The organism is Microbulbifer agarilyticus (genome assembly GCF_019800665.1).
Taxonomy (GTDB): domain Bacteria; phylum Pseudomonadota; class Gammaproteobacteria; order Pseudomonadales; family Cellvibrionaceae; genus Microbulbifer; species Microbulbifer agarilyticus_C.
Map to the genome: position 1 here is coordinate 518,483 of NZ_JAHVKO010000004.1, position 11,471 is coordinate 529,953.

10 protein-coding genes and 1 tRNA gene are annotated in these 11,471 nt (G+C 57.6%); 3 read left to right on the forward strand and 8 right to left on the reverse strand.

Annotated elements, in window-relative coordinates; all coding sequences use genetic code 11:
• Positions 1-60 precede the first annotated feature (60 nt).
• Positions 61-489: a DUF1810 domain-containing protein gene (locus tag KUV22_RS11690; protein WP_222231321.1), complete on the reverse strand. Its 429-nt coding sequence runs from the start codon at positions 487-489 to the stop codon at positions 61-63.
• 441 nt (positions 490-930) lie between these two features.
• Here KUV22_RS11690 and KUV22_RS11695 point away from each other — a divergent pair, with 441 nt between their 5' ends.
• Positions 931-1,329, forward strand: coding sequence for an HIT family protein (locus KUV22_RS11695; RefSeq protein ID WP_315857548.1), 399 nt, complete (start codon positions 931-933; stop codon positions 1,327-1,329).
• Positions 1,326-2,630, forward strand: a complete 1,305-nt coding sequence (locus KUV22_RS11700; RefSeq protein WP_222231323.1) for a DUF3883 domain-containing protein — start codon at positions 1,326-1,328, stop codon at positions 2,628-2,630. The genes KUV22_RS11695 and KUV22_RS11700 overlap by 4 nt, the downstream gene beginning before the upstream one ends.
• A gap of 261 nt (positions 2,631-2,891) precedes the next feature.
• On the opposite strand, the gene KUV22_RS11705 is transcribed toward KUV22_RS11700, so the two are convergent.
• From KUV22_RS11705 to KUV22_RS11725, 5 genes are all read right to left on the reverse strand, one after another.
• Positions 2,892-2,967: transfer RNA gene (locus KUV22_RS11705), tRNA-Phe, on the reverse strand.
• 110 nt (positions 2,968-3,077) lie between these two features.
• On the reverse strand, positions 3,078-3,359 hold the full coding sequence (locus tag KUV22_RS11710) for an oxidative damage protection protein (protein ID WP_010133137.1): 282 nt from the start codon (positions 3,357-3,359) through the stop codon (positions 3,078-3,080).
• A gap of 8 nt (positions 3,360-3,367) precedes the next feature.
• Positions 3,368-4,501 (reverse strand): A/G-specific adenine glycosylase, encoded by a 1,134-nt coding sequence (gene mutY, locus KUV22_RS11715; protein WP_222231325.1) that lies wholly within the window; start codon positions 4,499-4,501, stop codon positions 3,368-3,370.
• An 84-nt stretch (positions 4,502-4,585) separates the two neighbouring features.
• Positions 4,586-5,272 carry a hypothetical protein gene (locus KUV22_RS11720; RefSeq protein WP_222231327.1) on the reverse strand — a complete coding sequence of 229 codons (687 nt, stop codon included), beginning with the start codon at positions 5,270-5,272 and terminating at the stop codon, positions 4,586-4,588.
• Between the two features lie 53 nt (positions 5,273-5,325).
• Positions 5,326-6,408, reverse strand: coding sequence for an MBL fold metallo-hydrolase (locus KUV22_RS11725; protein ID WP_222231329.1), 1,083 nt, complete (start codon positions 6,406-6,408; stop codon positions 5,326-5,328).
• A gap of 177 nt (positions 6,409-6,585) precedes the next feature.
• Here KUV22_RS11725 and KUV22_RS11730 point away from each other — a divergent pair, with 177 nt between their 5' ends.
• Positions 6,586-7,770: a glutathione S-transferase N-terminal domain-containing protein gene (locus tag KUV22_RS11730; RefSeq protein ID WP_222231331.1), complete on the forward strand. Its 1,185-nt coding sequence runs from the start codon at positions 6,586-6,588 to the stop codon at positions 7,768-7,770.
• A 138-nt stretch (positions 7,771-7,908) separates the two neighbouring features.
• Here KUV22_RS11730 and KUV22_RS11735 read toward each other — a convergent pair whose 3' ends face one another.
• Both KUV22_RS11735 and KUV22_RS11740 read right to left on the reverse strand, forming a co-directional pair.
• Entirely contained in the window at positions 7,909-9,705 is a 1,797-nt protein-coding gene (locus KUV22_RS11735) for an acyl-CoA dehydrogenase C-terminal domain-containing protein (RefSeq protein ID WP_222231333.1), read from the reverse strand.
• 36 nt (positions 9,706-9,741) lie between these two features.
• A complete protein-coding gene (locus tag KUV22_RS11740; protein WP_261319468.1) occupies positions 9,742-11,412 on the reverse strand; it encodes an AMP-binding protein in 1,671 nt (556 codons plus the stop codon).
• Positions 11,413-11,471: the final 59 nt, after the last annotated feature.

Here is an 11,471-nt window from a genome sequence, read left to right on the forward strand (position 1 = left end):
TGGGCTCGTATCGGCAAGGAATTATAGCAGTCGCGTGTTGGCGGGATTCCCGTTGCCCGGCTAATCTCCGGCCAGTATTTCCAGCGTTGTGCTGTCCAATTCCCCGCCGTAATAGCGCTTCAGCACCTGCATGAATTCACTCTTCTGTCCCGCCACCAAGGTAAACAGCGTCATGCTGGATTTCAGCTTCATATCGTCCGGGCTGCCAAAAATCTGGTGGGCGCTGCGGCCTTTTACTGCCAGCAGTGCAGAGCAACATTCGCGCAGGCGGGTACCGAGAATCGGGTGGGCCAAATAGGCCTCTGCTTCAGCATGGCTTTTGATGGCGTAGTGCCGCGCAGTGGAGCTGCGGCCGAGGCCGTCGATTTGCGGGAAAATGAACCACATCCAGTGGGTGCGTTTGTTGCCGGCGTGGATTTCAGAGAGGGCTTCGGGGTAGCAGGTTGATTGGGCGTCGAGGAAGCGTTGTAGGTTGTGTGGGTCGTTCATGATTATCTTCGGGCCACTAAGGGCTTGGATTGTAGGTACGGCACTTTAAATATACTGATTGCGTGCCTGCTTTGGGAGCAGGATGTCGGGGGCTCGAGTCCCTCTGCCCCCAAACAAGTTTTATGCAGGTAGCAGAACTTCTGATCGTCATTTTAGAAAATTAAAAAGATATAGTAAGTCGATCATCGATAAGGCATTTATCTGTCTAGTAGTAGAAAGTATTAGGTATATCAAAATAGCCCCAATGGGCTAATTTCATCAAATGTAAATTTATCTCTTGATCAGCCTCGGAGTATTAAGCGAGTACGATGTTAATATCCCCATAAAAATATGCTCAAGCTATTGAATGTACCTAGGAATTCGTCGAAAGTATTGTGAGTACTAAGCTCGCAAGCCGTATATGCCTAATAAGGGTCTCACGAAGAAATAAAGGAGTTTGTCGTGAGTAAAAGTTGCCCATTCTGTGCAATTTTAAAAGGAGATGTTCCCAGGGAGGTCTTCGCTAGTAATGATCTAGCTTTCTGTATTGCGGACGGTTATCCGGTGACGGATGGCCACACTCTAATTATTCCTAGGCGTCATATTGGCTCGTTTTTCGAGGTCACATGTGACGAGCGTGCAGCGTTGTTTTCTTTACTAGATAAAGCTAAATCTCTGATTGATGTCGAGTTTGGGCCTTCTTCTTACAATGTCGGTATCAACGACGGACCGGCCGCGGGGCAGACTGTCCCGCACTTACATATTCATCTGATTCCCCGGTATGAAACTGATGATAGTGATCCGCGCGGTGGTGTGCGGTGGGTTGTTCCAGAGAAGGCTGACTACTGGAGTGAATCATGAGCCTGCTGGACTATGAGAAAATATTTTCCTCTTTGAAAATGAATGCGCGCGGAGGAGGTGAAAAGAGCCCACATAAGGTGGCGATGCTGCGAGCAGTTTTAGAGCTTATTGAAAACGGCAAAATTACTCAGAATAAAATCCTATTTGATCAAGAGCTTAAAGATTGTTTCTCAAAACACTTTGCTCGTATGGCAAGTGAGGGTGACCGAGATAACCCCCACTTGCCATTCTTCCATTTGCGCAGCAGTGGCTTTTGGCATCATGTTTTACTGCCTGGTAAGCAGGATGCATATTCAAAATTATCGACAGCATCTAGCTCAAAAGTTATCACTGGCAATATTCAGTGTGTGTTTTTGGATGATGAGCTTTTTGAGCTAATAGGTAATGGCTTTGCAAGGGCGTTGCTCTCTTCGGCATTAGAGAGGAATCTCAGTAGTCAAGATCATGCCGAAATCTTACACGTTGGAAACGGTTGGGATTGGTTAGAGTGTGAAGCGGTGGTGCAAGACTACTTCGTTATGCTAAATAAAGAAATTGCTGGAGAGAAATACAATAAGGCTGAGCATCGTAGAGCCCTGATGCCTAAGTTGAATAATCGTAGCGAAGGGTCGATCGAGTTTAAACATCAAAATATCAGCGCTACGTTAGTGGAAATGGGGCAGCCCTACGTTAAAGGATATAAGCCCGCCTTCAATTATCAAAAACAACTAAAAGAAGTTGTGTTGGCATATTTGGCTGGACATCAAGGTGAGTTAGATAGGATTGTTTCTTCTGCCGACTTAGTCCCAACTGGAAACCAACAGATCATAGATTGGGATTCGGTATTAGATCGAGAGCTTCCGGAGCGTGTACCGACCATTTCTGAGCCTGAGCGAAAGTATATTGCAAAGAAAATAAATTTTTCTGAGCGGGAAAAGGCCAATCGTAGATTGGGTGAAAAGGGTGAGGCATTTGTAATTGAGTTTGAACGGTATCGCCTAACAAGCGCTGGAAGAGTCGATCTAGCGAACGAGATTGAGTGGAAAAGTAAAGTAGAGGGTGATGGTCTCGGCTACGATATTCGCTCCTTCGATCCGGTCAGAGATGAAGAACTGTTGATTGAGGTTAAGACAACCAATAGTGGGAAGTATCAGCCTTTCTTCCTTAGCCACAATGAATTGGAGTTTTCAAAGAGAAATGCTGCGAGGTACTGTCTTTACCGAGTCTACGATTTCAGAAATTTAGTGCGAATATATCAGTTGTCTGGGGCTGTGGATCAGCATGTGAATCTTCAGCCACAAAGTTATAAGGCAAGCTTCTAACGGGGGTTTTGGTGCGTAAATTGAAGCACCATAAATTTGAATGGCCTTTGGGCTATTACGACCCTGCGGGGAGTGCACCCACTTTGCCGGTGCGCCATTTGGCAAGCTTCACTTTGCTAATTGGTGCTTCGCCGGTTAGTCGCGCTGGGGCGCTCGTTGCAAATCGCTTTTGCGATTAGTCGAACCAAACTGGTGGTTCTCAACTGCCCCTCGAAACCATACAAAAAAGGCCGCACCCTTCCGGGAGCGGCCTTTTTTGTATGGTGCCCAGAGGCGGAATCGAACCACCGACACGGGGATTTTCAATCCCCTGCTCTACCGACTGAGCTATCTGGGCAATGCTGTTTCGGGGTTGTCCCCGGCAGCGAGGCGCGTATTAAACCTGCTCTTCCGGGGGGAGTCAACCCCTTGATTGATAAATAGTTTTTTCGGTTTGTAAGTGGTTGCTTACTTGTCGCCGTCTTGCTCGGGAACGAAGCCTTCGGCGTCGTCGTAGTCTTCACCGGCGAAGAATTTGCCCATCTGTTCGGCTAAGTAGGCGCGGGAGGACGGTTCCATCATGTTGAGGCGCTTTTCGTTGATCAGCATGGTCTGGTGGGCCATCCACTCGCCCCAGGCTTTCTTGGAGACGTTGTCGTAGATGTCCTGCCCCTTGGGGCCCGGGAAGGGCGGGTTGGGGAGGCCTTCGAGTTCTTCCTGGTATTTGCGGCAGAAGACGGTGCGAGACATGGTTTCTCCTAACAGGGTGCCAATAGTGGGGCGCGCATGGCCGTTAATTGTTTGACCAGCTTGGCGATGGGCGCCGGCAGGCCGAGATCCTGTCCGGATCGGGGCCGGTCGAGCTGGCGCAGTTTATACCAGCCGCTGGCTCCTTCCGCTACCTGATCGGGCTTGCGCGGCAGACTTATCCACACCGGGTGGATATCCAGGTGGAAGTGGCTGAAGGTGTGGCGCATGGGTGGCAGGGCCTGCAGCTCGCTGGCGTCCAGGTCCTGTGCCGCCAGCCATTCCTGCGCGCTGGCTTCACCGCCGTCGTCCCCTTCCAGCTGTGGCGGTATCCACAGGCCACCCCAGATGCCGCTGGCGGGGCGCTGTTCCAGGTACAGCTCGCCATCGTGTTCGATCAGCAACAGGGTAGTCTGGCGCACCGGCTTTTCCTTCTTGGGCTTCTTGCCCGGGTAATAGGTGGGGTTGCCCTGGGCGTGGGCCACGCAGTGCTTGGCAAACGGGCAGCGCTCGCAGGCGGGCTTGGAACGGGTGCACAGGGTGGCGCCCAGGTCCATCATCGCCTGGGTGTAGTCGCCGGTGCGCTTGGCGGGGGTGTACTGCTCGGCGATCTCCCACAGGCCCTTGGCTACGGCGGTCTGCCCGGGCCAGCCTTCCACCGCGTGCATACGCGCCAGTACCCGTTTGACGTTGCCGTCGAGAATCGCCGCTTCCAGCCCCATGCTGATACTGGCGATGGCGCCGGCGGTGGAGCGGCCGATGCCGGGCAGTTCGGCGAGGGCTTCGAGGCTGCGGGGGAATTCGCCATTGTGTTCGTTGACCACGGTCTGCGCGCATTTGTGCAGGTTGCGCGCGCGGGCGTAGTAGCCGAGGCCGCTCCAGTGGGCCAGCACCTGGTCCTGGCTGGCGGCAGCGAGGGCTTCCACGGTGGGGAAGGACTCCATAAACCGCTGGTAGTAGGGAATGACCGCCGCTACCTGGGTCTGCTGCAGCATGATCTCCGATACCCACACCCGGTAGGGGTTGATGTCCTGCTGCCACGGCAGGTCGTGACGGCCATGCTGGTCGAACCACTTGAGCAGGGTGCGCTGGAACTGGCTGGGGGAGATGGTTGCGGGCTTCGCGGAGATGGGCTTGCTGGACATGCTCTCGGGGCCGTGGAATCGGCAAGTAGGAACCTCGGGTGCAGCGAGTGTACCAGAGGTCCTACAGAAGGTTAGAGCAGGACGTCAGAAGAGTTCGATCCGTTTGCCCCGTGGTTTGGGTTGTTTGTGTTCATCCGGCAGGGTGCACAGGCGGTCCATGCGGGTGGTGCTGCCGTCGGCGTATTCCCACACCAGCTGTTCGCCGTCCATGTAGCGTTTGACCACGATCGGGCCCCAGCCAAACACGCGGAACTCCAGTACGCCGTTATTCCAGGTGGTGCCGGCGGAGCTGCGGGCGCAGTATTCGCGCTCGCCGGCGGTGAATAGCACCGAGCCCTCGGTATCGTTGGAGGTGAGGCCGGCGGTGCTGTTGGGGCCCAGGTCGTGAATGATACCGGCAGAAGTAATTACCAGCCGTTCGCCGCACTGCTCGATGCGCTCTACATGGCCCTTGTAGCCGCCTTCCACCCCGATCCACAGGCCGCGCAGGTCGGCTGCACCTTCAGACAGCGGCTCGGTGCACTCGGTCAGGATCGGCAGCGGGAAGTGTTCGTAGGCGCAGCCAGGGGTGTTGCCCTTGGGGATGTCGGCGGCCATTTTGCCGCTGCCATCCAGTTCCGGCAGTGCGCAGTAATTGAGGGTACTGCCGTCGCCGGCGAGAGTCGCGGGGTCGATGGTCAGTGGTGGGCGGGCAGAGAAAAAAGCCAGCCAAAAAGCCCAGGCGAAAAACGCCACCAGGGCCAGTGCGGTGCGGGTGAGCCATTTTTTCATGAGGGTTTCCTGTACGGCGGTTTATTGTTTGCAGCGGGCATCGGCCCGCGGGCTCAAAGGCCTTCGGAGACCAGGCGGATTTCGTCACTGCCGGTGGGCAGGGAGAACAGGGTGCCGTCGCGGGTGACGGTCACCGGGCCGGAATAGATCTCGTCGAGGCCGTCCACAAATATCGCTTCCATGGCAGGCACCCGCAGTGGCGGCACCAGGTGGTACAGGGCCAGGTGGCCAACGCCGGCGCGCCGGGCGCTCTCGGCGGCCTCGCGCGGGTCGGTATGATAGTCCTGGATGTCATACATCACCTTGGCGGCGATGGCGTTACCGGTTTGCTTGCCCACCTTTTCGATGATGCCTACCAGTTTGCGCGACAGCGCCTCGTGTAACAGCAGGTCTGCGCCCTTGGCGAAGTGCTCGAGGTTGGGGGATTGCACCGTGTCGCCGCTGATCACCACGCTGCGGCCAGCGTAGTCGAAGCGGTAGCCCACGGCCGGTTCCACCGGCGCGTGCTCGACGCGGAAGGCGGTGACGCGCAGGCCGTCGCGGTCCCACACAATTTCACCCACGCCATCTGCCGGTACCGCAAACGGTTGCGCCACCATGCCCTTGCCGGACAGGGGGGCCACGGTATCGCCGTGGTGGTCGTGGCGGTACTGCACGTCGTGTGAATACGCCAGGTTAAAACCCTGTACCACCGGCTCGACGCCTTCCGGGGCAATCACCGGCAGGGGGCTGGTGTTGGCGCTGCTGGCCCAGCGCAGGGTGGCCACTTCACCGAGGCCGTCGATATGGTCGGAATGGAAGTGGGTCAGCAGTACCGCATCGATTTCGCCAATGGGCAGGCGCATCATGCCGATGGTTTTGGCACCGCCGCTGCCCGCGTCCACCATCAGTAAATTGTCGCCGGCCATCACCAGCAGGCAGGGGCCGGAGCGCTGCGGGTCGGCCATGGGGCTGCCGGCGCCGCACACGGCTACATGCAGGCCGTCGCCAAGTTCGGCCAGGGCATCGGCGGCCATTATGCGCGGCAGCGCGCGTTCCAGTAGCACGGGGGCAATGTGTGCACGCTGGCTGAATAAAACCACGGCGACGATGGCAATTGCCCCGAGCGTGAAGGTTATTTTTTTATTCAAATTCACAGCGCGACTCCTGTGTCTCTCTTGTGCGTCTCGGGCACTGCTGCAGTGCCGCGGCGCGACCGCTTTACCTTGTGTCATACTTTATGCCATTATTTGTCGCGAAGTAAAGATAACGAATAAAAACCTGCGTGGGGTCCGCATCCGGGCACACGTATTATTGCCAGACCGGAGTTGCCGATGACCGCCTCCCTTAACGCTCCCTACACGATGTATGGGATTCCTGCCTCTCTGTATACCGCCAAGGTGCGCTGCTATATGCGCAAGCAGGGGATTGGTTTTACCGAATGCGGAGTGAACCACCCGCAATACCAGCAGGCGATCGTGCCGCAGCTCGGCCGCATCATCATGCCGGTGGTGGAGAGTGCCGCGGGGGAAGTGATCCAGGACGGTACCGATATTATTGATTACTTCGAGCAGCAGGGTTTGTACCGCCAGTCGGCTTACCCCGATACACCGCTGCAACAGACGCTGGCGCACCTGTTTGAGCTGTTCGGTGGCGAGGGCATGTTGCGCCCGGCGATGCACTACCGCTGGCATTTCGACGAAGAAAATCTGGCGTTTTTGAAAAACGAATTCTGTGCGGGCCTGGTACCACCGGGCACGGATGAGAAGGGGCGCACCCAGCTGTTCGACTGGGCCAGCGGGCGCATGCGCAAGGCCGCGGTCGGCTTCGGCGCACCGGTGGAAGCGCGCGCACTGATCGAGCAGTCATATGCGGAATTCCTGGCGCTGTTCTCCGAGCACCTGAGCACGGTGCCCTATTTGCTCGGTGGCCGCCCAACCCTAGGTGATTACGGCCTCACCGGCCCACTTTATGGGCATATGGCGCGCGACCCCAAACCGGCCGCGCTGATGCGCGAGACGGCGCCGCAGGTGGCGCGCTGGGTGGAGCGTATGCATGCGCCGGAACAGGTGGCTGTGGAGTACGCGGAAGAATATGTGGGAGAGAACGCTCAGCTATTCGCCGACGACGCCATTCCAGAAACTCTGAAGGCGCTGATGCGCTTTGTGGCCGAGGAATATCTGCCCGAGTTGGCAGCGCATGTGGCATTTGCCAATCAGTGGCTGCGCGAACGCCCGGACTTGGAAGACGGTACCAATGGCTTCGAAGATCCCGCCGAGCGCATTATCGGCAAGGCAGAGTTCCAGTGGCGCGGCATATCGTTGAGCACCTGGGTGATGCCGTACCGTTTTTACCTGCTGCAACGCATTCAGGATAGCTATGACGCGGCAGCACCCAGCGAGCAGGAAAAAATCGCGGCGCTGTTTGCCGAGACCGGGCTGGAAGCGATGCTGACCCTGCGCACCGACCGCCGTGTGGAACGCAAGGGGCACCTTGAAGTTTGGGGGCCACTGCGCTGATCGGTACGGGTTGAACGAATCTCGCAAAAATAATCAGGCCGCATCCAGCGGCCTTTTTTATGCGCCAAAAAAAAGGCCCCACAATGTGGGGCCAAGCATCGGCGCCAGGCGGTCTCGGGGGCCGCCATGCACGAGGATTTAAAACGCGAAGTGCTCCGCCGCCATCGCCATCATGCTGTCTCCACCATTCTGGACACAGGCACTGTGACTCTTGGCACGGGGCAGTACCCGGTCAAAATAAAACGCACCGGTTTGTAGTTTGGCGGTGTAGAAATTGGCATCGCCACTGCCGTCGGCGAGTTTCTGCTGTGCGGTGGCCATCATGCGCAGCCAGTAGTAAGCGAGCACCACGTAGCCGGCGAACATCAGGTAGTCCACCGAGGCCGCTCCAATCTCTTCTGGGTTGCTCATGGCGCGTTTGCCGATTGTTGCGGTCAGCGATTGCAGTTCTTCCAAGTACTGGCCGATCACGGCTGCGTGTGCAGCCAGTTGTTCGTCCGCGCTGCACTCCCCGAGGAAGCTGCCCATTTCCTGCATAAAGCCTTTCAGCAGTTCGCCCTGGCTGCCCAGCACCTTGCGGCCCAGCAGGTCGAGTGCCTGAATGCCGGTGGTGCCTTCGTACAGGCAGGAAATCTTGGTGTCACGCATCAGCTGTTCCATGCCCCACTCGGAAATAAATCCGTGGCCGCCGTACACCTGTACACCGTGGCTGGTGGACTCCATGCCGGTCTCGGTGAGGAAGGCCTTGGCGATGGGGGTGAGCAGGGCCAGCTTGGCATCGGCGCGCGCGCGTTCGTCGGCGTCGGTGCCTTTGTGGGTGGTGTCGATCAACATTGACAGGTCGGCGCTCATGGCACGGCCGCCCTCGGCAAATGCCTTCTGGGTCAGCAGCATGCGGCGCACGTCCGGGTGCACGATGATCGGGTCGGCGGCGCCGTCCGGGTTTTTGGCGCCAGATAGCGCGCGCATCTGCAGGCGCTCGCGGGCGTAGGCCAGTGAGCCCTGGAAGGCGGCATCCGAGGCGGCCACGCCTTCGAGCGCCACGCCCAGACGCGCCGCGTTCATAAAGGTGAACATGCAGTGGAGGCCGCGATTGACCTCGCCAATCAGGTAGCCGCGGGCATCGTCAAAATTGAGTACGCAGGTGGCGCTGCCCTTGATGCCCATCTTGTGTTCGATGGAGGCGCAGTGCACACCGTTGCGTTCACCCAGGGAGGAGTCTTCATTGACGTTGACCTTGGGCACGATAAACAGCGAGATACCTTTGGTGCCCGCCGGGGAGTCGGGAAGGCGCGCCAGTACGATGTGCACAATGTTTTCGGCCAGGTCGTGGTCGCCGGCACTGATAAAAATCTTGCTGCCGTTGAGGCGGTAGCTGCCGTCGGCGTTGGCTTCGGCTTTGGTGCGCAGCAGGCCGAGGTCGGTGCCGCAGTGGGGTTCGGTCAGGCACATGGTGCCGGTCCAGCGCCCTTCGACCAGTGCCGGCAGGAACCGGGCTTTCTGTTCGTCGGTGCCGTGCTCTTCCAGTGTCGCCATGGCACCGTGGCTGAGGCCCGGATACATTCCCCAACTGTGGTTGGCGGCAGAAATCATTTCACTGATCGGTTGCTGCAGCGAGTGCGGCAGGCCCTGGCCGCCGAACTTCTCGTTCTGCGCCAGCGTCGGCCAGCCCGCTTCCACATACTGCTGGTAGGCTTCCTTGAAGCCGTCGGGCGTGGTCACTTCACCGTCGTTCCACTGGCAGCCCTGCTCATCACCGATGCGGTTCAGCGGAGCGACCACGTCCTCGACAAACTTGGCCGCTTCCTCATGGATGGCGTTGATGGTGTCTGCATCGACATCTTCGAAACCGAGTTTGCGGTAGTGGGCCTCGCAGTCGAACACTTCCTGAAAGACAAATTGGATGTCGCGCAGCGGCGCCTTATATTCGGGCATAACAATAACTCTCTAATATTTTGTTCGATCGGAAAATCAGGCTTCGGCAAGCAGTTTGCGCAGGTCTTTGCGCAGCACCTTGCCGACTGGGGTTTTCGGCAGTTCGTCCATCACCTCGAACTCCCGCGGCACCTTGTAGGCGGTGAGGTGTTGGCGGCAGTGGGCAATCAGTGCCTCGGTATCCAGTTTGCCCTCGTAAACCTCCACATACACACGCACTTTTTCTCCGGTCTGTTCGCAGGGCACGCCAATGGCACCGGCGGTGGCGATGGACTCGTGCATCGCCACCACTTCCTCGATTTCATTCGGGAATACGTTAAAGCCAGAGACCAGAATCATGTCTTTCTTGCGGTCGACAATGCGCAGCAGGCCATCCTCTCCCAGGGTGGCAATGTCACCGGTGGCCACCCAGCCGTCGCGGATGACTTCTGCCGTGGCCTCCGGCCGCTGGTAATAGCCCTGCATGACCTGCGGCCCTTTCACCAACAGCTCACCGGGTTCGCCCGCGGCCACATCCTCGCCGTTTTCATCGACCAAACGCACGTCGGTGGAAGGCAGCGGCACACCGATTGCGCCGCTGAAGTAATCCTGGGTGTAGGGGCTTACCGCTACGCAGGGGGAGCACTCGGTAAGGCCAAATCCCTCGAGCACGGCGCAGCCGGTTTTTTCTTGCCACTTCTCGGCCACTGCGCGCTGGGTGGCCATGCCGCCGGCCATAGTTACCTTGAGCGCGCTGAAATCCAGCTTGTCGAAGCCGGGGGTATTCATCAGGCCGTTGAACAGGGTGTTAACACCGGTGAAGAAAGTGAAGCGGTATTTGGACAGGGTTTTTACAAACCCGTCCATGTCGCGGGGGTTGGCGATCAGCAGGTTGCTGCCACCACTGAACATAAAGGCGAGGCAGTTACAGGTGAGTGCGTAGATATGGTAGAGCGGCAGCGCCGTGACCATTATTTCGTTGCCCTCTTCCACAATCGGCTCGATCATGGCGCGGGTCTGCAGCATGTTGGCGATGATATTGCGCTGGCTCAGTACTGCGCCCTTGGCCACACCGGTGGTGCCCCCGGTGTACTGCAGGAACGCGATATCATCGCCGCAAACGGTCACCGGCGAAAGGCTCAGGCGCGCACCGCGGGCCAGAGCCTCGTTAAAGCCGATAGCGCCGGGCAGTTGGAACGCCGGCACCGCTTTTTTGACTTTGCGCACCACAAAATTGAGTAATTTACCCTTAAGGCCGAGGCAATCACCCACCCCGGTGGTAATCACATTCACCACTGGCGTATCGTCGATAACTGCTTCGAGGGTGTGCGCGAAGATTTCGAAAATCACGATCGCCTTGCTACCGGAATCCTGCAGCTGGTGGCGCAGTTCGCGCTCAGTGTAAAGCGGATTGACGTTGACCACGGTAATGCCCGCCAACTGTGCGCCAAACAATGCGATGGGGTACTGCAGCAGGTTGGGTACCATGATGGCCAGTCGGTCGCCTTTAACCAGCCCCAGGTCCTGTTGCAGGAAAGCCGCAAATGCCTCGGCTTTTTCTCCCAGCTGGGCGTAGGTTAATTCGTAGCCCATGCTGATGAAGGATGGCTTGTGCGCGAATTTTTTTACCGATTCCTGAAAAACTTCATTGATGGAGGCGTGTGCATCCGGGTCAATTTCTGTGGGAACACCCGGTGGGTACAGGGTTTCTTGCCAGGGTCTATTCATTATTTTTCTTCTCGCTGCTGTTGTGATCGCTGCTTGACGCCGAACGGGCTGCTCGCGTT

Excerpts from the sequence above, each read along its gene's own strand:
- KUV22_RS11740 (WP_261319468.1), bottom strand. The coding sequence starts at position 11,412 with ATGAATAGACCCTGGCAAGAAACCCTGTACCCACCGGGTGTTCCCACA.
- KUV22_RS11700 (WP_222231323.1), top strand. The coding sequence starts at position 1,326 with ATGAGCCTGCTGGACTATGAGAAAATATTTTCCTCTTTGAAAATGAAT.
- KUV22_RS11720 (WP_222231327.1), bottom strand. The coding sequence starts at position 5,272 with ATGAAAAAATGGCTCACCCGCACCGCACTGGCCCTGGTGGCGTTTTTC.
- KUV22_RS11690 (WP_222231321.1), bottom strand. The coding sequence starts at position 489 with ATGAACGACCCACACAACCTACAACGCTTCCTCGACGCCCAATCAACC.
- mutY (WP_222231325.1), bottom strand. The coding sequence starts at position 4,501 with ATGTCCAGCAAGCCCATCTCCGCGAAGCCCGCAACCATCTCCCCCAGC.
- KUV22_RS11710 (WP_010133137.1), bottom strand. The coding sequence starts at position 3,359 with ATGTCTCGCACCGTCTTCTGCCGCAAATACCAGGAAGAACTCGAAGGC.
- KUV22_RS11730 (WP_222231331.1), top strand. The coding sequence starts at position 6,586 with ATGACCGCCTCCCTTAACGCTCCCTACACGATGTATGGGATTCCTGCC.
- KUV22_RS11735 (WP_222231333.1), bottom strand. The coding sequence starts at position 9,705 with ATGCCCGAATATAAGGCGCCGCTGCGCGACATCCAATTTGTCTTTCAG.